The organism is Streptomyces sp. BK239, assembly GCF_004217285.1.
In the GTDB taxonomy this organism is placed as follows: Bacteria; Actinomycetota; Actinomycetes; order Streptomycetales; family Streptomycetaceae; genus Streptomyces.
The window spans coordinates 72,856-94,543 of record NZ_SHKS01000005.1; the positions used below are offsets into that span (position 1 = coordinate 72,856).

General features: G+C 71.5%; 21 protein-coding genes. 13 read left to right on the forward strand and 8 right to left on the reverse strand.

The window, feature by feature from the left end; all coding sequences use genetic code 11:
- Positions 1–47 precede the first annotated feature (47 nt).
- The 7 genes from EV567_RS16710 (at position 48) to EV567_RS16740 (ending at position 4,959) form a co-directional block, all read left to right on the forward strand.
- The gene (locus tag EV567_RS16710; protein ID WP_130441638.1) at positions 48–713 is read left to right on the forward strand and encodes a UbiX family flavin prenyltransferase; all 666 of its coding nucleotides are present in this window, start codon (positions 48–50) and stop codon (positions 711–713) included.
- Between the two features lie 65 nt (positions 714–778).
- Positions 779–1,234 carry an Lrp/AsnC family transcriptional regulator gene (locus EV567_RS16715; RefSeq protein WP_130440828.1) on the forward strand — a complete coding sequence of 152 codons (456 nt, stop codon included), beginning with the start codon at positions 779–781 and terminating at the stop codon, positions 1,232–1,234.
- 50 nt (positions 1,235–1,284) lie between these two features.
- Positions 1,285–2,448, forward strand: a complete 1,164-nt coding sequence (gene mqnE / locus EV567_RS16720; protein WP_130440830.1) for an aminofutalosine synthase MqnE — start codon at positions 1,285–1,287, stop codon at positions 2,446–2,448.
- Between the two features lie 173 nt (positions 2,449–2,621).
- On the forward strand, positions 2,622–3,275 hold the full coding sequence (locus EV567_RS16725; protein WP_130440832.1) for a UdgX family uracil-DNA binding protein: 654 nt from the start codon (positions 2,622–2,624) through the stop codon (positions 3,273–3,275).
- A gap of 44 nt (positions 3,276–3,319) precedes the next feature.
- On the forward strand, positions 3,320–3,844 hold the full coding sequence (locus EV567_RS16730; RefSeq protein WP_130440834.1) for a GNAT family N-acetyltransferase: 525 nt from the start codon (positions 3,320–3,322) through the stop codon (positions 3,842–3,844).
- Positions 3,845–3,950: 106 nt separating this feature from the next.
- Positions 3,951–4,250: a DUF4229 domain-containing protein gene (locus EV567_RS16735; protein WP_130440836.1), complete on the forward strand. Its 300-nt coding sequence runs from the start codon at positions 3,951–3,953 to the stop codon at positions 4,248–4,250.
- A gap of 64 nt (positions 4,251–4,314) precedes the next feature.
- Positions 4,315–4,959: a TetR/AcrR family transcriptional regulator gene (locus tag EV567_RS16740; protein ID WP_130440838.1), complete on the forward strand. Its 645-nt coding sequence runs from the start codon at positions 4,315–4,317 to the stop codon at positions 4,957–4,959.
- A gap of 9 nt (positions 4,960–4,968) precedes the next feature.
- Here the strand turns inward: EV567_RS16740 and EV567_RS16745 are convergent, their stop codons facing one another.
- Positions 4,969–5,844, reverse strand: coding sequence for a MaoC/PaaZ C-terminal domain-containing protein (locus tag EV567_RS16745; RefSeq protein WP_130440840.1), 876 nt, complete (start codon positions 5,842–5,844; stop codon positions 4,969–4,971).
- Positions 5,844–7,160, reverse strand: coding sequence for a 3-oxoacyl-ACP reductase (locus EV567_RS16750; protein WP_130440842.1), 1,317 nt, complete (start codon positions 7,158–7,160; stop codon positions 5,844–5,846). The genes EV567_RS16745 and EV567_RS16750 overlap by 1 nt, the downstream gene beginning before the upstream one ends.
- Positions 7,161–7,267: 107 nt before the next feature.
- On the opposite strand from EV567_RS16750, the gene EV567_RS16755 reads away from it, so the two are divergent.
- Positions 7,268–8,560, forward strand: a complete 1,293-nt coding sequence (locus EV567_RS16755; RefSeq protein WP_130440844.1) for an acetyl-CoA C-acetyltransferase — start codon at positions 7,268–7,270, stop codon at positions 8,558–8,560.
- Between the two features lie 204 nt (positions 8,561–8,764).
- Positions 8,765–10,696, forward strand: coding sequence for a long-chain fatty acid--CoA ligase (locus EV567_RS16760; protein WP_242620855.1), 1,932 nt, complete (start codon positions 8,765–8,767; stop codon positions 10,694–10,696).
- Here the strand turns inward: EV567_RS16760 and EV567_RS16765 are convergent.
- Together EV567_RS16765 and EV567_RS16770 are read right to left on the reverse strand one after the other, a co-directional pair.
- Positions 10,689–10,868: a DUF397 domain-containing protein gene (locus EV567_RS16765; RefSeq protein ID WP_130440846.1), complete on the reverse strand. Its 180-nt coding sequence runs from the start codon at positions 10,866–10,868 to the stop codon at positions 10,689–10,691. The genes EV567_RS16760 and EV567_RS16765 overlap by 8 nt on opposite strands.
- Positions 10,865–11,728, reverse strand: a complete 864-nt coding sequence (locus tag EV567_RS16770; RefSeq protein WP_130440848.1) for a helix-turn-helix transcriptional regulator — start codon at positions 11,726–11,728, stop codon at positions 10,865–10,867. The genes EV567_RS16765 and EV567_RS16770 overlap by 4 nt, the downstream gene beginning before the upstream one ends.
- 134 nt (positions 11,729–11,862) lie before the next feature.
- Between EV567_RS16770 and EV567_RS16775 the strand changes: the two genes are divergently transcribed.
- Positions 11,863–12,336, forward strand: a complete 474-nt coding sequence (locus EV567_RS16775) for an ATP-binding protein (protein WP_207228786.1) — start codon at positions 11,863–11,865, stop codon at positions 12,334–12,336.
- Here the strand turns inward: EV567_RS16775 and EV567_RS16780 are convergent.
- Positions 12,284–13,201, reverse strand: a complete 918-nt coding sequence (locus tag EV567_RS16780) for a LysR family transcriptional regulator (protein WP_130440850.1) — start codon at positions 13,199–13,201, stop codon at positions 12,284–12,286. The two genes, EV567_RS16775 and EV567_RS16780, sit on opposite strands and share 53 nt — an antisense overlap.
- Positions 13,202–13,384: 183 nt before the next feature.
- Between EV567_RS16780 and EV567_RS16785 the strand changes: the two genes are divergently transcribed.
- Positions 13,385–13,936 (forward strand): DUF6817 domain-containing protein, encoded by a 552-nt coding sequence (locus tag EV567_RS16785; protein WP_130440852.1) that lies wholly within the window; start codon positions 13,385–13,387, stop codon positions 13,934–13,936.
- Between the two features lie 14 nt (positions 13,937–13,950).
- On the opposite strand, the gene EV567_RS16790 is transcribed toward EV567_RS16785, so the two are convergent.
- Both EV567_RS16790 and EV567_RS16795 read right to left on the reverse strand, forming a co-directional pair.
- Positions 13,951–14,601, reverse strand: coding sequence for a class I SAM-dependent methyltransferase (locus EV567_RS16790; protein ID WP_130440854.1), 651 nt, complete (start codon positions 14,599–14,601; stop codon positions 13,951–13,953).
- A 384-nt stretch (positions 14,602–14,985) separates the two neighbouring features.
- Positions 14,986–15,189, reverse strand: a complete 204-nt coding sequence (locus EV567_RS16795) for a cold-shock protein (protein ID WP_003974443.1) — start codon at positions 15,187–15,189, stop codon at positions 14,986–14,988.
- A 288-nt stretch (positions 15,190–15,477) separates the two neighbouring features.
- On the opposite strand from EV567_RS16795, the gene EV567_RS16800 reads away from it, so the two are divergent.
- Positions 15,478–16,326 (forward strand): menaquinone biosynthetic enzyme MqnA/MqnD family protein, encoded by an 849-nt coding sequence (locus tag EV567_RS16800; protein WP_130440856.1) that lies wholly within the window; start codon positions 15,478–15,480, stop codon positions 16,324–16,326.
- A 98-nt stretch (positions 16,327–16,424) separates the two neighbouring features.
- Here the strand turns inward: EV567_RS16800 and EV567_RS16805 are convergent, their stop codons facing one another.
- Complete coding sequence (locus EV567_RS16805; protein WP_130440858.1) at positions 16,425–21,005, reverse strand: FtsK/SpoIIIE domain-containing protein; 4,581 nt, start codon at positions 21,003–21,005, stop codon at positions 16,425–16,427.
- A 276-nt stretch (positions 21,006–21,281) separates the two neighbouring features.
- On the opposite strand from EV567_RS16805, the gene EV567_RS16810 reads away from it, so the two are divergent.
- Entirely contained in the window at positions 21,282–21,587 is a 306-nt protein-coding gene (locus EV567_RS16810; protein WP_242620856.1) for a WXG100 family type VII secretion target, read from the forward strand.
- Positions 21,588–21,688 lie beyond the last annotated feature (101 nt).

Sequence of the window (21,688 nt, forward strand, 5' to 3'; positions counted from 1 at the left end):
GCGCCCACCGGTACGCTCAAGGTGTGAACGCAGGAGAAAAGCAGCGCGTGCCTTGGATCGTGGGGGTCTCCGGGGCGTCCGGTACGCCCTATGCCGCCGCTGTCCTGCGGGCGCTGCTCGCCGCGGGCGAGAGTGTCGACCTGGTGGTCAGCCGGGCCTCGCGGCTCACGCTGCTCGACGAGACGGGGATCTCGTTCCGGGACGCCCACTGGCGGGACGACCTGCGCGAATGGCTGGCGCGGGGCGCGGACGGCAAGCCGGACGCCTTCGACGTGAGCCTGGACGGGGTGCGGTACTGGGGCGCGGGGGACCTGGCGGCGGGGCCGTCCTCCGGGTCGTACGCCACGAAGGGGATGCTGATCGTCCCGGCGTCCACGGCCTGCGTGGCCGGAGTGGCCGTCGGACTGTCCAAGGACCTCCTCCAGCGCGCGGCGAGCGTGACGCTGAAGGAGCGCCGGCCGCTGGTCGTCGCCGTCCGGGAGACCCCGTTGAACGGGCAGACGCTGCGGCACCTCGTGGCGCTCGACGACGCGGGCGCGAGCGTGGTGCCCGCCTCCCCCGCCTTCTACGCGGGCGCGACCCACATCCAGGACCTGGTCGACTTCGTCGCGGGCCGGGTGCTGGACGCGGCGGGCGTCGGGCACGGGCTGTACCGCCGCTGGGAGGGCGAGCTCGGCCGGGCCCAGGGCGGCGGCGGAACCCGCACGCCCTGAACGCCATCTGAGCAAGTCGCAGTACGTCTCATCACTTCAGGAACTCTTTCGGAAGGCTCGATCGCATGGACGCGGTGGACAGGCAGCTCATCCAGGCCCTGAGGGAGAACGGCCGGGCCTCTTACGCGGAGTTGGGGCGCCTCGTCGGCCTGTCGGGACCCAGCGTCACCGACCGCATCAACCGGCTGGAGGCGGCCGGCGTGATCACCGGCTACCGCGCGACGGTGGACTCCGCCTCCCTCGGTCTGGGCGTGACCGCCCTCATCGGGATCTCCCTCTCCGACGCGGCCGACCACGAGGACGTGGCCGCCCGGATGAAGGACCTCAGCGAGATCGAGGACTGCTGGTTCATCGCCGGCGACGACTCGTTCATGCTCAAGGTGCGGGCCAACGACGTCGACGGTCTGGAGCGGATCATCCGGCGGCTGTCCGGGACGAAGGGCGTCTCCCGGACCCGCACCACCATCGTGCTCTCCACGAAGTGGGAGAACCGGGTGGGTGAGCTGCCCGAGGAGGTCTAGGACTTCCACGGGCGTACGGTGTACGAAGTCTGTCTACGAGAGGGATGATCATGGACGTCGGGCTCAAGCGCGAGCTGGAGGAGAAGGTCCGCTCCGGTGAGCGGCTGACCCGCGAGGACGGCATCGCGCTGTACGAGTCGGACGACCTGGCCTGGCTCGGCGGCCTCGCGCACGAGGTGCGGACGCGCAAGAACGGCGACGTCGTGCACTTCAACGTCAACCGGCACCTCAACATGACCAACGTGTGCACGGCGTCGTGCGCGTACTGCTCCTTCCAGCGCAAGCCGGGGGAGAAGGACGCGTACACGATGCGCATCGAGGAGGCCGTCAAGCTCGCCAAGGCGATGGAGTCGGAGAACCTCACCGAGCTGCACATCGTCAACGGTCTGCACCCGAACCTGCCGTGGCGCTACTACCCGCGTTCGCTGCGGGAGTTGAAGGCCGCCCTCCCGGACGTCTCGCTCAAGGCCTTCACGGCCACGGAGATCCACCACTTCGAGACGATCAGCGGTCTGTCGGCCTCCGAGATCCTCGACGAGCTGATCGACGCGGGTCTTGAGTCCCTCACCGGCGGCGGCGCGGAGATCTTCGACTGGGAGGTGCGCCAGCACATCGTGGACCACCGCACCCACTGGGAGGACTGGTCGCGCATCCACCGGCTGGCGCACGAGAAGGGGCTCAAGACGCCGGCCACCATGCTCTACGGCCACATCGAGGAGCCCCGCCACCGCGTGGACCACGTGTTGCGGCTGCGTGAGCTCCAGGACGAGACGGGCGGCTTCCAGGTCTTCATCCCGCTGCGCTACCAGCACGACTTCGTGGACATGCAGGACGGCAAGGTCCGCAACCGCCTCCAGGCCCGCACCCAGATGGCGACCGGCGCGGAGGCCCTGAAGACCTTCGCGGTCTCCCGTCTCCTCTTCGACAACGTCCCGCACGTCAAGGTCTTCTGGGTCATGCACGGCGTGCAGACCGCGCAGCTCGCGCTGCAGCACGGGGCGGACGACATGGACGGCTCGGTCGTCGAGTACAAGATCACCCACGACGCGGACAACTACGGCACGCCGAACAAGCTGACCCGCGAGGACCTGCTGGACCTCATCCGCGACGCCGGCTTCCGCCCCGTGGAACGCAACACCCGCTACGAGATCATCCGAGAGTACGAAGGCCCCGACCCCCTCCTCCGGGAATCCCCCCAACCGATGCGAGTCTGACTCCGGACCAGCGGTCTTTTCAGCCCGTCCGGGGGTGCCTCCTCCGGGGGAGTTCGAGGACGAGGGCCGTTCAGGGCCGATGGCGGGGGGCTGGGGGCGGCAGCCCCCAGGTAAGGACGGGAAAGGGCGGCGGGGGCGAGGAACACTCGCCCCGAACCGGGTACCCGTCCCGCATGGCCGGCACGAAGGCTCCCGAGGACGCGTACACCGCCGCGCCCTTCGTCCCGAAGACACCGACAGGCCTCGCCCCCCTCCGCGAGGCCGCCGCCCACTGCAGAGGCTGCCCCCTGCACCACGCGGCCACCCAGACCGTCTTCGGCGCGGGCAGCGCGCAGGCCCGCCTCATGCTCGTGGGCGAGCAGCCCGGCGACCAGGAGGACCGTCAGGGCGAACCCTTCGTGGGCCCCGCCGGCAAGCTCCTCGACCGGGCCCTCGCCGACGCCGAAATGGACCCCGCCGACGCGTACGTCACCAACGCCGTCAAGCACTTCAAGTTCACCCGGGCCGAACCCCGCAAGCGCCGCATCCACAAGGCGCCGACCCTCAGGGAGGCGGCGGCCTGCGCCCCCTGGCTGGCGGCCGAGCTGGCGATCGTGGAGCCCGAGCTGATCGTGGTGCTGGGAGCGACCGCCGGGAAGGCGCTGCTCGGCTCCTCGTTCAAGGTCACCGAGGCGCGCGGCACGCTCCTGGAGCGGGAGATCCACGGCCGCCCCGAGCGCCTGCTCCCCACCGTGCACCCCTCCTCCGTCCTGCGGGCCGACGACCGCGAGGCCGCGTACCGGGGCCTGGTCGCGGATCTGAGGACGGCGGCTCGCGCACTGTCGTGAGCATCACGGTGATTCCAAACAGCGGTAAGGGCTAATGTTGGCCTGTGCCACTTACCTTCACTCTCGACCCCGCCGTCACGCCCGACCTGCGCGACGGCGTCCTCGACCTCTGGGCGGACGTCAGCAACGCGGGCGGAGCCGTCGGCTTCGTCGCGCCGGTCTCCCGGGAGGCGATCCGGCCCGAGCTGGTGCGGGCCCTCGCGCAGATCGCCGAGGGCCGCACCCGTCTGCTCGTCGGACACGACGAGAGCGGCCGGGTCGCGGCGACCGCGTTCATCACCTTCAACACCCACCGGCTGATGACGCACTGGGTGTGGCTCTACACGGTGATGGTGCACCCGGAGCACCAGGGCAAGGGCCACGGCCGCGACCTGCTCGCCGCCGCCGCGGAGGCGGCCCGCGGCTTCGACGGGGTCGAGGCGATACGGCTGTCCTGCCGGGGCGGCCTCGGCCTGGAGGACTTCTACGCCTCCTGCGGATACAAGGAGGTCGGCCGCGTCCCCGGCGCGATCCGGGTGGCCCCCGGCGACGACCGGGACGACATCACGCTGGTGCTGCCCCTGAACTGACCGGCCCCGCAACCCCCGTGCAAGATCGGTCCCCCGGCGTGCTTCACTGGACAACGGACCCATATCCGACGGACCCACGTCCGACCGACCGGAAGACTGGATTGAGATGCTCCGCTACACGTTGATGCGCCTCGGTGTGTTCGCAGGCTGCCTCGTGGCCGTCTGGGGTCTCGTCTACTTCGGTGTGGTTCCGCGCGGCCTCGGCCAGTCCAACGGCATGTGGATCATCCTGCTCGCGCTGGTGATCTCCGCGCCGCTCAGCTTCGTCCTGCTGCGCAAGGAGCGCGACCGCGCCTCGGAGACGGTCGTGCGCCGGGTGGACCGGATGAAGGCCAACCTGGAGGCCAACCGCTCCCAGGAGGACGAGGCCGCCGACTCCGCCCGCCCGCAGGGGCAGATCTCGTAGCCTCGCGGGACCTCGGGCCGGCGTACGGAAGTCCACCGCGCCGCCCCCCAACTAGGCTTGCCCCATGGGTGCCGTGAAGACCAAGCGGATGCCACGCGCCGTCCGTGAGCAGCAGATGCTGGACGCCGCCGTGGAGATCTTCGGGCGGCGGGGGTACATGGCCGCGTCGATGGACGAGATCGCCGAACTGGCGGGCGTGTCCAAGCCGTTGGTGTACCTGTACCTGAACTCCAAGGAAGACCTCTTCACCGCCTGCATCCGGCGCGAGGCGAAGGCGCTGGTGGACGCGGTGCGTTCCGGCGTGCGCACCGACGTGCCCGCCGACCGCCGGCTGTGGGACGGCCTGCTCGCCTTCTTCGCGCACACCGGCCGGCACCCGCACGCCTGGTCCGTGCTGCACCTCCAGGCCCGCACCCACGGTGAGCCGTTCGCCGCCGAGGTCGCCGCGATGCGCGCGGAGATCGTCGCCTTCGTGACCCATCTGATCGCCGTCGCCGCCCGTGAGGCGCATCGCGCGCCCGACCTCCCCGAACAGGAGGTCGGCGGCCTCGCCGAGGCCCTGGTGGGGGCCGCCGAGTCGCTGGCCGCCTGGGCCAACGCCACCGAGGGCGGCACACCCCGGCAGGCGGCGGCGACGCTGATGAACTTCGCCTGGGCGGGCCTGGGCAACCTGATGGCGGGCCGCCCCTGGTCCCCGCCGGAGGCCTAGCCCGGTCCCTCAGTCGAGGGGCTCCACCCGCCCGCTCACATGCAGCCGCCCCTCGTCCCCCGGCCCGCGCAGCTCGAAGCGGGTGCCGTCCGTCGCGAAGGTCACCGTTCCCGGCAGCAGGACCGGCGCCCGGAAGCCGGCCCGCACCCGGACCGCCTCCGGGGTGCCGTGGGCGGCGAGGCAGCGGGCCGCGGTCCACATGCCGTGGGCGATGGCACGCGGGAAGCCGAACAGGCGGGCGGTGAGGGGGTGCAGGTGGATGGGGTTGCGGTCACCCGAGGCGGCGCCGTAGCGGCGGCCCACGTCGGCGGCGAGCCGCCACTCGTCGAGCACGGGCAACGGGGTCCGCGGGTCGCCTGCGAGAGACACCCCGTCCCCGGTGCCGGCCCCCGACGAGGCCGCCCCCGCAGTGCGGTGCCGTGCGAGATACGTGCTGTGGGACTCCCAGACCAGCTCGCCGCCGTCCCGTGCCTCGGTCACGACGGTCGCCTCGGTGCCGCGTCGGTGCGGTGCCAGCCGGTCGACGTGCACGGCGAGTTCGTAGCACCCGGCGACCGGCAGCGGGCGGTGGCGGGTGATCTCGATCGACGTGTGGACCAGGCCGAGCAGCGGCAGAGGGAAGCGCCGGTCGCTCATCAGCCGCATGGCCAGCGGGAAGCCGAGGACGTGCGGATAGGTGACCGGCAGCGTGTCCTCGCCCGCGCCGAAGCCGCACACCCGCTCGTACGCGGTCAGCCGGGCCTGGTCGACCCGCAGCCGGGGCAGGACGAGACGGACGCGCGGATGGCCGGCGTCGGGGTGCGGCCGCTTGAACGGGGAGAGCAGCGCGCCCCGGGCGAGGAGCGGCGTGAGGGCGGGCGGCGCCGGCAGGGAGACGGTCGTCATCACGCCCCCAGCAGGCTCTGCCCGCACACCCGCACGACCTGCCCGTTGACCGCGCCGGACGCGGGATGGGCGAGCCAGGCGGTGGTCTCGGCGACGTCGACCGGCAGCCCGCCCTGGGCGAGGGAGTTCATACGGCGGCCCGCCTCGCGGATGAACAACGGCACCGCGGCGGTCATCTTCGTCTCGATGAAGCCCGGCGCGACCGCGTTCACCGTCACCCCGTGCTCGGCGAGGGCGCGCGGCGCGAGGGCGCGGACGAGCCCGGCGACGCCCGCCTTGCTCGCGCCGTAGTTGGTCTGGCCCGCGTTGCCCGCGAGCCCGGCGATGGACGCGGTGGCCACGATCCGCCCGCCGGGTCTCAACGCGCCCTTGGCGAGCAGCGCGTCGGTGGTCCGCAGCACGCTCGCCAGGTTGACGTCGAGCACCGAACTCCAGCGCTCGGCGGGCATGTTGACCAGCCGGCGGTCCCGGGTGACGCCCGCGTTGTGGATCAGCACGTCGATCCCGTCGGGGACTTCGGCGGCGATGCGCTCGCCGGCGTCGGCGGCCGTGATGTCGAGGGGGAGCGCGCCCGCGCCGCCGCCGAGGCGGGCGGCGAGGTCCCGGGCGTCCCGTTCCGCCGCCGGGACGTCCAGGACGACGACCCGTGCGCCGTCCCGGGCGAGCGTCTCGGCGACGGCCGCGCCGATCCCGCGGGCGGCGCCGGTGACGAGGGCGGTACGGCCGGCGAGCGGGCGGCTCCAGTCGTCCGGGACGGCGACCGCGCCCGCGCCCACGCCGATCACCTGACCGCTGACGTAGGCCGACCTGGGGGAGAGGAGGAACCTCAGCGTGGACTCGGCGGCGGCCGCGTCGGTGAGCCGGACCAGGTTCACGGTCCTGCCCCGGCCGATCTCCTTGCCGAGCGAGCGCGTGAAGCCCTCCAGCGCCTGCTGCACGGCGGCCTGGTGGTGCTCCTCGGGGTCGAGGGGCGAGCCCAGCAGCACGATCCGCCCGCTCGCCGCGACCGACCGCACGACCGGGTGCAGGGCCGCGTGCACCTCGGCGAGCGTGCCGACGTCCCGGACGCCGGTCGCGTCGAGGACGACGGCCGCGAGGGACGACGAGCCCGAGGAACCGGACGGCAGCCCCGTCCGGGCCAGTACAGGCGCGAGGTCGAGCGCCGACGCACCGGCGGTGAGGTGGAGCAGGTGTCCGTCCAGCGAGGGGTGTTCGGCGCTCCAGCGCCTGAGCGCGGCCGGCTGCGGCAGCCCGAGCCGCCGGGTGAGGAAGCGGCCGGGCGCGGTGGCGGTGAGGCTCAGGTAGCGGTCGGCCACGTACGACTCCAAGCGATCGCGGGGGCATGACGACAGTGACGCCGGTCCTTACTCTGAAGTAAGGTTACCGCCGGTAAGCCTATGTCACCGTTGAGGAGCAGGTCGAGATGATCCCCGTGAACCGTCCGCCGCGGGCCGTCCGCCGCGTCGCGATCGTCGGCGGCAGCCGGATCCCGTTCGCCCGCTCCGACGGCCCCTACGCCACCGCCTCCAATCAGGAGATGCTGACGGCGGCGGTGGACGGCCTGGCCAAGCGGTACGGGCTGGACGTGCCCGGCGTCGTGGGCGAACTGGTCGCCGGCGCCGTCCTCAAGCACAGCCGCGACTTCAACCTGGCCCGCGAGACCGTCCTCGGGTCGAAGCTGGACCCGCGCACCCCGGCGTACGACATCCAGCAGGCCTGCGGCACCGGGCTCCAGGCGGTCGTCGCCGCCGCCAACAAGATCGCCCTCGGGCAGACCGAGTCCGCGATCGCGGGCGGCGCCGACACCGCCAGCGACGCCCCGCTCGGCGTCAACGACCGGCTGCGCCGCATCCTCCTCGAAGCCCGCCGCGCCAAGACCACCGGCGCCCGCCTCAAGGCCCTCGCCCAGGTGCGCCCCGCCCATCTGATCCCCGACATCCCGCGCAACGCCGAGCCGCGCACCCGGCTGTCCATGGGCGAGCACGCGGCGGTCACCGCCCGTGCCTGGGGCGTCGGCCGCGCGGCGCAGGACGAGCTGGCCGCGACCAGCCACCGACGGCTGGCGGCCGCCTACGACGACGGCTTCTTCCAGGACCTGGTCGTCCCCTTCCGGGGCCTCGACCGCGACCAGAACCTGCGCCCCGACTCGACCGTCGAGCGACTGGCCCGCCTGAAACCGGTGTTCGGCCTCGACGCGCCCGACCCGACGATGACGGCGGGCAACTCCACCCCGCTCACCGACGGCGCGGCCGTGGTCCTGCTGGCCTCCGAGGAGTGGGCCGACGCGCGCGGCCTGCAGCCCCTGGCCTACCTGACCGCGTACGAGACGGCCGCGGTGGACTTCGTGCACGGGGACGTCGCCGGCGGCGAGGACGGCCTGCTGATGGCGCCCGCGTACGCGGTGCCGCGCATGCTGGAGCGGGCCGGCCTCGGCATCGAGGACTTCGACCTGGTCGAGATCCACGAGGCGTTCGCCTCCCAGGTGCTGGCGACGCTGGCGGCCTGGGAGAAGCGCGGGCTCGCCCCGGTCGACCGGGACCGCCTGAACACGGCCGGCTCCTCCCTCGCCACCGGCCACCCCTTCGCCGCGACGGGCGCCCGCATCGTGGCCACCCTCGCCAAGCTGCTCGCCGAGCGCGAGGGACCGTCCAGGGGCCTGATCTCGATCTGCGCGGCCGGCGGCCAGGGCGTCACGGCGATCCTCGAACGCCCGTGACCCGTACGGGACCCCGAGGTTGCACAGCCTGACCCCCGGACCACCTCCGAACCCGCACACACCCCCCACGCGAACGTCGTACGATCCCCTACCCAACCGGCGGTAACCCGGCACTCGGGGCCAACCGGTGAACGCCTCGACACGCGAGGCACGTACCTCATGCAGCAAGCAGTCATGTGTCGCTGCACGCCCAGGGAGCCGCCCGTGTCCACCCCGTACCCCGAGCCCGCCCCGGACTACGCCGACCCCGACGCTCCCCCCGTGCTGGTGGAGCCGGAGATACGCCGCCTGGACGGCGCGGTGCGGGAGGCGTCCGTGCCGGCGCTCGCGCGCCCGGTGACCTACGGCTCGCTCGCCGACCTGCCCTTCGAGAACGCGGCCGCCGCCCCGGACGCGGTGGTCCTCAGCCGCAAGACGGCGGACGGCGAGTGGACGGACGTCACGGCGGAGCAGTTCGCCGCCCAAGTCCACTCCGTCGCCAAGGGGTTGATCGGCGAGGGCCTGGTGCCCGGCGACCGGATCGCCATCATGGCCCGAACGACCTACGAGTGGACGCTGCTGGACTTCGCCGCCTGGGCGGCCGGACTGGTCACCGTGCCCGTCTACCCCACCTCCTCCGTCTTCCAGACCCGCTGGATCCTCCAGGACTCCGGCGCGGTCGCCCTCGTCACCGAGACCATGGGCCAGGCGGCGGCTGTCGGCCCCGAACGCGACCGGCTGCCCGACCTCCAGCACATCTGGGTGATGGAGAAGGGGCACCTCGACCGGCTGGCGGAGCTCGGCGACCAGCACACGGCCGATGCCGAAGTCGACATCCGCAGAGGCATGTTGGTGCCCGACACCCTCGCCACCCTCATCTACACCTCCGGCACCACCGGCCGCCCCAAGGGCTGCGCGCTGACCCACGGCAACTTCTTCACCGAGGTCGACAACGCGATCGAACTCCTCTACCCCGTCTTCAAGTCGGACACCGAGGACCTCTCCGTCCTGCTCTTCCTCCCCATGTCCCACGTCTTCGGCCGGATGGTCGCCGTCGCCTGCGTCCGCGCCCGCGTCCGCCTCGGCCACGCCCCCAGCCTCAAAGCAGACCAACTCCTGCCGGACCTCGCCGCGTTCAGACCCACCTGCCTTCTCGCCATCCCCTACATGCTGGAGAAGATCTTCAACTCCGCCCGCGCGAAAGCCGAGTCGGGCGGCCGGGTCGGCGCGTTCGACCGCGCCGTCAACACCGCCGTCCGCTACGGCGAGGCCGTCGAGGCCCACAAGACCGGGACCGGCAACGGCCCCGCCGCCACCGTGCGAGCCGCCCGCACCTTCTACGACCCGCTCGTCTACCGCCGCCTGCGCAACGCCATGGGGGGCCGGGTCCGGCACGCCATCTGCGGCGGCTCCCCGCTGGGCCGCCGCCTCGCCGCGTTCTACCTGGGCGCGGGCATCGAGATCTACGAGGGCTACGGCCTGACCGAGACCACGGGCGCGACCACCGTCACCCCACCCCTCAAGCCCCGTCTGGGTACGGTGGGTTGGCCGCTCCCCGGGACGAAGATCCGCATCGCGGCCGACGGTGAGATCCTCGTCGCCGGCGAGCACGTGCTGCGCGGCTACTGGGACCCGGCCGCCGGCGGAGTCGTCCCCGCCACCCCCGACGGCTGGCTCGCCACCGGCGACATCGGGGAGCTCGACGACGAGGGCTATCTGACGATCACCGGCCGCAAGAAGGAGATGATCATCACCGCGGGCGGCAAGAGCGTCGCCCCCGCCCCGCTGGAGAACTGGCTGCGCTCGCACCCCCTGATCTCCCAGTGCATCGTCCTCGGCGACGCCCGCCCCTACGTCTCCGCGCTGATCACGCTCGACGTGGACGGCCTCACCCACTGGCGCCAGATGAACGGCAAGCACCCCGTCCCGCCGGAGCTGCTGATCGGCGACGAGGAACTCAACGGCGTGCTCCAGCGGGCGGTCGACGAGGCCAACAAGCTCGTCTCCCGCCCGGAGTCGATCCGCCGCTTCGCCGTACTGCCCCGCGACTTCACCGAGGCGGACGGCCACCTCACCCCGTCGATGAAGCTGCGGCGCGAGGCGATCCTGCGGGACTTCGCGAAGGAGGTGGAGGGGCTCTACCCGGAGGTCACTTGAGAGCGGAGGTGAACGCGGCCCAGGTGGCGGGGGAGAGGTCCAGGACGGGACCGGAGGGGTCTTTGGAGTCGCGGATGTGGATGGTGGTGGGGCAGGTGGCTACTTCCACGCAGTCCCCGCCTTCGCCATCGCTGTAGCTGGATTTGAACCAGGTGAGGTTCTCGCTGTTCATAGCTCCTCCAGCTTCTTCGCGATCAACGTGCGTGTCTCCCGAGGCGGGAGAGCCATCGCCCGCATGATCCCATAGCGTTCGGCGATCTTCCTGACCTCCTCCGGGTCAGTGATCAGACGCGGGAACCCCTGGGCCTCCGTGTACGCCACTTGAGGGTGCTTCTTGGGGGTCAGCAGGTTGAACGCGCTGCCCAGGTTGGGGTGTTCCTCCACTTGGGTCGGCATCACCTGGATCTCGACACTCCGCATGGTGCTGACGGTCAGCAGGCGTTCCAGCTGAGCCTTGTGGATCTCGCGCCCGCCGATCGGCCGGTCCAGCACGACTTCCTCGATCACGTAGCTCACGACCGGCGCGGGCCAGCGCTCGAAGATCTGCTGGCGAGTGAGCCGGTCCGCGACGCGCTGCTCGATCGTCGCCTCACTCAACAGTGGTCGCCTCTTCGCGAAGACCGCGTGCGCGTGATCCAGTGTCTGAAGAAGCCCGTGCACGGCGTGGTTGGCATAGAAGTGCAGCTCGACGGCCTCCGCCTCAAGCGCCGCGTACCCCCGGTACCACTCCGGGTGCCGAGTCCGAACGCGCCCCATGGCCTCCCGCACCTCGGGAATCGCGTCCTTCAGCATGCCGCCGGCGTCCAGCAGGACGTCGGCCTGCTCCAGCACTTCCGGGCGGATGAGCCGTACGCCGCGCTCCATCGCGGAGATGGCGTCCGGGCCGTACCCCACCAGTTGCCCGAACTCCTTCTGCGTCAGCCCCTTACGCTCACGGAGCCGTTTCAGCATCTTGCCCAACGCTGTGAACAGCCCCGTCGTCCCGTCGGCCTCCGCCGGGGTCTCCGGCCTGCGATCCCGTTCGTCCGTCATGGCACTGCACCGCCCTCACGTCGCTGATGTCGCTGTCGACAACACGTACGCCTCCTCCAGCGCATCCGTACGGCTACGGAGAGTCGCCAGGTCGCCCCTGGTCAGAGTAGAGACAACCGACCACGCTCGGTGAGGTGAACTCCGAAAATTCCACCCGGATCCCGACCCCCCTCGGCGAGCTCGCCCTGCGGCTGAGCGCGACGCCCCGGGGCGCACGCCTGGCGCGGAGGCTGACCGCGCAGCAGCTCGACGCGTGGGGCTACCCGCACGACGGGGAGGTGAGCGACACCGCGCAGCACGTCGTCGCGGAGCTGGCGGCCAACGCCGTCACCCACGGACGGGTGCCGGGACGGGACTTCGAGCTGCGTCTGCTGCTGCTCCCGGAGGGCCTGTTGCGGATCGAGGTGAGCGACGCGCGGGGGGACCGGGGGCTGCGGATCGTGACGGAGGCGGACGCGGAGGGCGGGCGGGGGCTGGTCCTCGTCACCGTGCTGGCCACGACGTGGGGCGTCACGGAGCGGGAGGTGGGCAAGACGGTGTGGGCCGAGCTGGCGCTCAGTCCGCCGCACCGGGAGACGCCGAGGCCGTCCGTCCGCGCTGCTCGATGACCAGGTCGGCGAAGGCCCGCGCCGGCGGGCTCAGCGCGTCCCAGCGGCGCACGGCCCAGCCGACGGGGAGGGGCCGCAGCGCGGGGACGGGGATCAGGCGCAGGGCGCCGTCGGCGGGCTGGGACAGGCCCGGCAGGGCGGGGACGACCGCGCGGCCCACGCCCAGCTCGGCGAGGAGCAGCGCGGTGTCCCAGTCGGCGACGCCGGTGTCGTAGGAGAAGCGGACGCCGAACCGGGCGCAGGAGGCGTCGAGATGGGCGGCGGAGGCGGAGTTCGGGGGCAGCCGGATGAGCCGTACGTCGCGCAGGTCGGCGACGTCGACGTGGGGGAGGCCGGCGAGCGGGTCGTCGGCGGGTACGGCGAGCATCCAGGGGAGGTCGACGACCCGCCGCTGCTCGATGCCGCGCACCGGAGGGCCGAGGGTGATCCAGGCGAGGTCGAGTGTGCCGTCGGCGAGCGCGTCGAAGGAGCCGCGGCCCGAACTCACCGTGCGGAACTCGAGGTTGACGCCGGGATGGGCGCGGCGGTACGCGACGAGGGCGTCGGACATGAAGTGCCGTACCGTCGTCGCGCCGGTGGCGACACGGACGTACCCGCTGACGCCGTCGGACAGGTCGCGCACCTGCCGCAGGGCCAGGCCGAGCCCGGCGATGCCTTCTGCGGCGGCGGCCTCCAGTATCCGGCCGGCCTGCGTCGGCACGACTCCGCGCGGCCGGCGCTCCAGCAGGCCTACGCCTGTCTCCCGTTCGAGGCGCTTGACGTGCTGGCTCACGGCCGACTGCGTGCACCCGAGTTCCCGCGCGACCGCGCTCAGGCTGCCCGCCCGGCACACGGCCACGAACACCCGCAGATCCTCCAGCGTCATGAGGCCCAAGCTTAGACTTGGGGGTGGCCACAAATTCTTAGGATTGACTGAGCAGTTGGGGCCGTACGACGATCTCCCCGGGGCCCTGGGCGGCAACCCGCTCCGCACCCTCGTGGACGTCCGGACGCCAGGGGGTGGGAGCGGGTGCCGACCCTCGTCGCCCGGAGGAAGGGGGCCGCTGCCATGACGGAAGCCGGGTCTGTGGAGGGAGCCGAGGCACTGTTGCGGGATCTGGGCGCGGGCGCGCTGGCGCACCCGGGTGGCACACTCCTCGCCCATGTCCGCCGCGTACGCTCCCGGCTCGCCGCGTGGGAGGCGCGCCCGGCGCTTCAGACCGCCGGTCTCTGCCACGCCTTCTACGGCACCGACGGCTTCCCGGACGGTCTGCTCCCGCTGGAGCGCCGTTCCGAGCTCGCCCGGGTGATCGGGCGGGAGGCGGAGGCGATCGTGTACCTGTACGCGAGCTGCGACCGCGGGGCGACGTACCCGGGCCTGGCCGGCCCGGCCCCCTGCTTCCACGACCGTTTCTCCGGCGTCCAGTGGACGCCTGCGTCCCGCACCCTGCGCGACTTCGCCGACCTGACTGCCGCCAACGAACTCGACCTCGCCGCGCACGACCCGGAGTTCCGCGACCGGTGGGGCCCGGACCTGCTGGCGCTGTTCACCCGCCTCCGCCCGCTGCTGAGCCGTGCGGCGTGGGAGGACTGCCGCGAGATCCTGCCGAAGGCTGCGTGAGCAGGGAGGTCCCTTCAGTCGCCCTGTGGCTTGCGGGCGATCAGGTAGGCCTGCCGGACCTTCTCGCCGAAGGAGGGCTCGGGCTCCCGCACGGTCCACGAAACCATCTCGAACCCGCCCGCGACGAGCAACCCCGTCATCAGCTCGGGCTCCCGCCGCAGGAAGTCCAGCGCCACGGGGTGCCCCCAGGGCTGGTCGTGGCGCTGGACCTCGTCCCCGGCCTGGAAGGCGAGCAGCAGATGCCCGCCGGGGCGCAGGACCCGCAGGAACTCGGCGAAGAGCGCCGGCAGCTCCGGCTCGGGCGTGTGGATGGACGAGTACCAGGACACGACCCCGTCGACGGAGCCGTCCTCGTGCGCGAGCTCCGTCATCGACCCGAGCTCGAACGCAATCCCCGGATTCTCCCGCCGGGCGACTGCGAGCATGCCCTCCGACAGGTCCACCCCGGACACCACCAGTCCGAGCGACCCCAGGTACCGCGTGACCCGCCCCGGCCCACACCCCAGATCGACCACCACCCCACCCCGCCCGACGATCCCGGCGTACCCCCCGAGCACCGCCCGATCCATGGGGCGAGCCGGCTCCTCGGAGAAGACCTCCGCGTAGTCACCGGCGACGGCGTCGTAGAAGGTACGGGTGTCGGAGAGAAAGTCGCGTGCGGCCATGAGCCGCGAGGCTAGCGGGAGGCCCATCAGCCCGTCCGGCGTTTGAGGACGAGGCCCGTCCAGGGCCGAAGCGGGGGTCTGGGGGCGGCAGCCCCCGGGGTCGGGACGGGAAGGGGCGGCGGGGGCGAACCAACACACCGACGCGACACGTCCCCCACCCCCACCCGGGTGACCCCACAACCACCGGCACCCCCACCACCCCCACGACCACCGCCCACCGAACAACCTCCGATCGGCGGCAGCCAAACCACTCCCCCGAGTGAAGCCCCCCCCGCCCGAGCGCCGCAGGCAAAGGCAGGCAAAGGCAGGAGCCCCACCGCCACAACAGTGGCGCGGGGCTCCTTGGGTACTGCTCTCAGACTTGCGATGTCACGGACGTGACGATCAGACGGGGGTGACGTTCTCCGCCTGCGGGCCCTTCGGGCCCTGAGTCACGTCGAAGGAGACCTGCTGGTTCTCCTCCAGGGAACGGAAGCCCTGCGCGTTGATCGCCGAGTAGTGGACGAAGACGTCGGGGCCGCCGCCTTCCTGGGCGATGAAGCCAAAGCCCTTTTCGGCGTTGAACCACTTCACGGTTCCGGTAGCCATAAGCCCTCCTTGGGCCCAAAGGGTTGCCCTGCTCCAGAACCCTGCAAGCGTGAAAGCTAGTGCCGCACAACTGCATACGTCTGAAAACGACGAGAGCCCGCGGTTACATGCTCCGCAGGCTCTGTACTGCAAGGGAAACCAAACTGCAACTTGCGGCGAGCCTAGCACGCAGGCAGCCGAACGCAATAGAGGTCAAGATCACGTCACCCGAATGTTTGAACATCAGGAGAAGCGGTTGACTGAGGGGCCGGGGACAGGAGCGTACCGGACGGGGTCTAGTCTCGCGATGTGGACAATTCTCGCAACCGACCCCGCGTGGGCCACATCCAGTTCCTCAACTGCCTGCCCCTCTACTGGGGGCTCGCGAGAACCGGCACGCTCCTCGACTTCGAGCTGACCAAGGACACCCCCGAGAAGCTCAGCGAACAGCTGGTGAGCGGGGACCTGGACATCGGCCCCGTCACCCTCGTCGAGTTCCTGAAGAACGCCGACGACCTGGTCGCCTTCCCCGACATCGCCGTCGGCTGCGACGGCCCGGTGATGTCCTGCGTGATCGTCTCCAAGGTCCCCCTGGAGGAACTGGACGGCGCGCGCGTCGCCCTGGGCTCCACCTCACGCACCTCGGTGCGCCTGGCCCAGCTCCTCCTGTCGGACCGCTACGGCGTCCGCCCCGACTACTACACCTGCCCGCCCGACCTGAGCCTGATGATGCAGGAGGCGGAGGCGGCCGTCCTGATCGGCGACGCGGCCCTGCGGGCCAACCTCCTGGACGGCCCGACGTACGGCCTGGAAGTCCACGACCTCGGCGCGCTCTGGAAGGAGTGGACGGGCCTGCCGTTCGTCTTCGCGGTCTGGGCGGCCCGCCGCGACTACCTGGAACGCGAGCCGGTCATCACCCGCAAGGTCCACGAGGCATTCCTCGCCTCCCGCAACCTCTCCCTGGAGGAGGTCACCAAGGTCGCCGAACAGGCGGCCCGCTGGGAGGCCTTCGACGAACGGGTCCTGGAGCAGTACTTCACCACCCTCGACTTCCGCTTCGGCCCCGCCCAACTAGCAGCGGTAACAGAATTCGCCCGCCGCGTCGGCCCGACGACAGGCTTCCCGGCAGACGTAAAGGTGGAACTCCTCACCCCGTGACCCTCACGGCCCCCACCAGGCGCGCTGCCCGCGCGCCAGGTGGGGGGGTGGGGCGCAGGCGCACGGGCACCGTGCGCCCCGGGCAGGCCGCCCGTCGGCTACATCGGCGTCGTGACGGTGAAGTGCTCTCCGGTGCCCAGATGCAGCATCCCCTTGCCGGGGGTGATCGGCCCGCCGACCATGCTGCGGTTCGTACGGATGCCGATCAATTCGCCCGCCGACGACTCCTGCGGTGACAGCAGGACCCCGCGCCGGGCCTTCTTCGCGTCGACCTGCCAGCCCGAGAAGCCGTCGCAGATCTCGTCCTCGTCCCCCGCGATGACCACGGCGAGCCCCTGCTCGGCACCGCGCTCGATGATCCGCTTGAAGACGTCCTCAGCGTCGCAGTCGTCCAGCACCTCGGCATCGTCCACCAGGACGACGATCGGCTCCTCGGGCGAGGCCGAGCCGAGGATCTCGTCGAGTTCGTCCTCGTCGACGTCCCGCCCGGTGAAGACCTTCAACACGCCGTCGCGACCTTCCAGATCCCGCAACGGGGACTGGCGCGGCGCCGCGATCACCATACGGACGCCCTGGGCGGCGTAGGAGCGGGCGAAGTTCATCAGCACCGTGCTGCGGCCCGACTTCGCCGGACCTCCGATCACGAAGGCCGGGACCCCCTGGGCGAGATCGGGACCGAACGCGCTCAGCTCGTCCCCGCCGACTCCCACCAAGGCCCACAGCCTGGACGCCGGCGACTGCGGGTCGCGCATGGCCCACGCTTCGTCGAACGAGATGCGGCTGGGCAGCACGTCGACCCGGAAGGGCCGTCGCGACCGCGGCACCTCGGCGTCCCGGACGACCGCCGCCTCGCCGATGGCGGTCAGCGCGGCGGCCTGGCCCTGGCCGGTCGTGTCCCCGGAAAGCAGCGCGAACTGCGTCTCCGTGGCCGTCCCGCCGCGGAAGGCACGACCGGGCGGGATCTCCTCGGGGATCTTGCGGGGGTGGATGTCCAGCATGGAGAAGTCGCCGCGGTCCGCGAGGCGCAGACCGTACTTGTCCTCGGTGAGGGAGGCGATCCTTCCGGTGAGGAGCTGACGGTCACCGGTGATGACGAGATGGACGCCGACGCTCGCGCCCTCGCGCATCATCGCCATGATCCGGTCGGTGAGATCTCCGTGGTCGTGCTCGCCCAGGGTCGGCAGCCAGCCCTCCCACCGGTCCAGCAGCAGCACGATGTGCGGCAGCCGTTCGTCCGCCGCGGCGGCGGCTCGCTGCTCCGCGATGTCGGCGTACCCCTTCTCGGCCAACAGGTCCTGTCGACGCGACACTTCACCGGAGAGCCGGCCCATGAGCCGCACGACCCGCTCGAGTTGGTTGCGGCTGACCACCGCGCCGCAGTGCGGCAACTGGGTGAGCGGATTGAGGGCGCCGTTGCCGCAGTCGATGCCGTAGAGGTGGACATCGGCGCAGGACAGCGTACGGGCCAGTGAGCCGGCGATGGTGCGCAGCAGTTGTGACCGGCCGGAACGCGGTGCACCGGCCACCAGCAGGTGCCCGAAGGAGGCGAAGTCGACGACGACCGGGCGGCGGGCCTGGTCGGAGGGCAGATCCTCGACGCCGTACGGGGCGGGGCGCAGGGCCCCCTGCGACTGCGGGGTCGGGATGTCGTCGAGGAGCAGGGTCTCGTCCAGTGCGGGCAGCCAGGGGGAGTGCTGGGCCGGGATGCCCAACACCCGGTTCGCCTCACGGACCGCGTCGACGAGGACTTTCAAGTCGGTGATCTCGTCGTCCTCACGCGCCTCCGCCTTGGGTTTCACCAGTGCGGCCCGTCCGAGATCCGGCCAGGCGAGCGGTCCGGCCCAGGGGGCGAGCGCCGCCGGGTCCGCGGCCCCCGGCCGACGGCCGCCGACCCGGCCGGACTGGAAGGGGATGAGGGAGGCGTGCCCGAGTCGGACGTACGCGCGGCCGGGCGTGCTCTTGGAGATGTGCCCGGCCTCCGGCGCGTCGATGACGTCGGAGGACTCACCGGCGTCGGTGACGCGCAGCGCGATACGGAGGTTGGTGTTGGCCCGGATCTCCGGCGAGACGACACCGCTGGGGCGCTGCGTGGCCAGCAGGAGGTGGATGCCGAGGGAACGGCCCCGCTGGGCGATGTTGACCAGGCCGGTCACGAAGTCCGGCAGATCGCGCACCATCGACGCGAACTCGTCGATCACGATGAGCAGTCGGGGCACCGGCGGGTGTGACGGGTCCCGTCGCACGAGGTCCTGGTAGTCCTCGATGTCTTTGGCGTCGGCGGCGGCCAGGATGTGCTCGCGCCGTTTCAGCTCGGCTCCCAGCGACTCCAGCGCGCGCTCGACGAGGTGGGCGTCGAGGTCGGTGACCATGCCGACCGTGTGCGGCAGCTGCACACAGTCCTTGAAAGCGGAGCCGCCCTTGTAGTCGACCAGGACGAACGTCATGTTCTCCGGGGTGTTGGACACCGCGAGAGCCGCCACGATCGTCTGCAGCAGCTCGGACTTGCCGGAGCCGGTCGTACCGGCGATGAGGCCGTGTGGGCCGTCCCTGCGCAGGTCGATACCGAAGGGCCCGTCGTAAGACTCACCGATGACGGCCGTCGTCGACTGCCCGCCCAGCCGCCATCGCGCGGAGATCGCGTCGGGCGTCGGCGGCTCAAGCTGCAGCACGTCGAGGAGTCGGCTGGAGGACGGCAGCGCGGAGTCCTCGGTCTCCCCGCTGATGTCGCGCAGCGCCGACAGGGACCGGGACAGTCGCCCGCACCAGGCGGCGGAGACGAAGTCGGGCCGCACCCCCGTTTTGCGCCGGGCCCCGCTCTGCTCGACGCGCAGCCGCAGTTCGAGGTCCCGCCCGGCGTCCTCCAGCGGCTGCTGGGCAGTCTGGTGCCAGGCGTGGAAGGAGGGGAAACCGCCTGCCGGCTGCCCGGCGGCGAGCAGGGGAGCGGCCGCAGGATCCTCGACGGTACGCGGCTCAGCCACGGCGACGGCCTGGCACTCGCCCGGCAGGAACCGTTCCTCCTCGTCCAGGCAGATCGCGTACATGGCGACGGCCGGGCCCTCCCGCAGCAGCCGTACGACACCCGGCAGCGATCGCAGCCGTCGTGAGCCGTCCCAGACGACGACGAGGTCGGGGTCGGAGAAGGCGGGGCCGTCCCCCTTGCGCCCGGTCTCCTTGAGAGCCTTCTGGCGGGCATCGAGGATCTGCGTCAGCTCGCCGACCCGAGCGCTCACGGTCTCGGAGTCGGTCCCGATGAGCACGTTGACGTCCTGACCGCCCGAAGGCCTGACATGCGGCAGCCAGCGCACCCAGTCCCACCGGGCGCGCGCGTCGTGGTCCGTGAGCACGTAGAACTGCACGTCCATCGGGCTGTGCAGCACCGCGGTCTGCGCGACCGCCCAACGCCCGAGCGCCTGCGCGGATTCGCCGGGCCCCGCGATTCCGACGACGCCGAGGTCCCTGAGCGGCAGCGCGACGGGCGCGTCCTCGATCTTCCAGGTGACCTGGCGCTTGTGCTCGTCCTGCTCGGGATCGTCGAGAACCACCTCGGAGCGGACCCGGCCCGTGCCGACCCGCAGCAGGAGATGGTCTGCGTCGGTGCGGCGCCGTTCCCACAGACGGGTACGGGGCCCGGTGCCGAAGGTGAGGACAGCGGCCGGATCGGGTATCGCCTGACGTCGGTCCGATCGCTCGACGACCAGCGCCTCCTGAGCTTCGCGCTCGATCCGCTCCTTGTGCTCCTTGTACTCCTTCACTTGTTTGGCGTGCGACTTGCGGCCGTGCTTCTTGTCCATGAAGTAGTTGCCGAAGAGCAGCAGCGGACTCATCACCGCCATGATCAGGTAGTACCAGCGACCGAAGATCATGACAGAGACGACGGCGCCGACGAGCGGGAACAGCGCCATCAGCCACGGCAGGGGTCGTGCCTCGTACTCCCCGGGCGGGTTCGGCAGCCGGAAGTGCGTCTTCCGTTCCGCCGGCCGAAGCCGGGGCGGTCTGTTGTAGTCGAGACCGGCGCCGTCCTCGGACCACTTCAGGGCGGCGTTGGGCGGGGTGTATCCGATGACCTCCAACAGCGTGTTACCGAGCGCGAGTTGGGCGCCGAGGGGCCAGTCTCCGCCGGTGAAGGGTTCGCCGTCGAGTCGGGGGGTGTCTTCGTCGTCCTCGGTTTCTCCGCGGAGCGTGACGGTGCATTCGCCGTCGATGGCGAGGGAGAGGGTGGCGGCGCGTGCCGGGAGTTCGGGATCGTCGATCCGCAGGTGTGCGGCGGGCCCGCTTCCGATGTCGTACCGCCCGACGCCGAGCCGGTGCACGGCGCCTGCGGCAGGCCCGCCGACTACGCGGAACTCCAATACCCCGGTGGGCTCGCCGAGGAGACACCCGGCCGGATCGCGCAGGCTGACGATGGCGCCCTCGCGCAGTGGCGAACCGACGACATTCGCGGCGGGGTCGAGGGCGTACCCGTCGACGAAGGCCTGCACGGTCCGCTCGGGCAGCTGCCGGCCCCCGATGGGGACGACTTCAGCGCCGGCGTCCTCATGACTGCCGAGCCGGTCGGGGCCGGCGACGTGCCGGGCCAACTCCCGGACGATGTCACCGACGGAGGACTCCGGATCGGCGTCGAGTACGACGTCGGCGCTGGAGCCGCCGATCGGGTCGACGACGGTCAGACTCAGGCGCACGAATCGTCCTCCTAGCTGGCTCCCCGCCGACCGCCCCGTCCGGGCTGCGGCCGCCCCCGGAACGCCGAACACAGTCGAAGCGACCTTAGCCCTCCGCGCTTTGGCCGACGCAACAGGATGTGCACCGGTTCACGAATCCCGCGCCTGACGGGCCTGTGAGCCCACTGGCCCCACCCGTAGACTCTTTGCGCATGCGGACACCGGCGGTCTGCCGCCGATCCGCGTATGAGCCACGGGGGAAAGCCCTGCGGCGACACAACGGGAGGGAGAGCCGCCATGGCCAAGGGCAAGGACGCAGACCTCACTTATGCCGAGATGGAGAAGGTCGCCAACGACCTGATCACCGACATGGGCAACCTGGAGGACCAGCTTCAGGGAGTGGAGAAGCGGGTCAAGAACCTCGTCGAGAACGGCTTCACCACCCAGAAGGCCTCCGGCGCCTACGAGGAGTCCATGCGCGACTTCACGAAGGGCGCGACGAAGACGATCAAGGGCCTCGAGGGACTCTCGGACTTCCTGAAGAAGGCGAAGCAGGCTTACGAGGACCTGGACGAGCAGCTGGCGCGCGGCTCGAAGGGCTGACCCCGCGCGGCTCAGCGCACCGGTGCGACGGGACAAGAACCCCCCGTCGCACCGGACTGTCCGGGCTCCGTCCCCTGACTACCGCTGGTCGACAGGAGCGC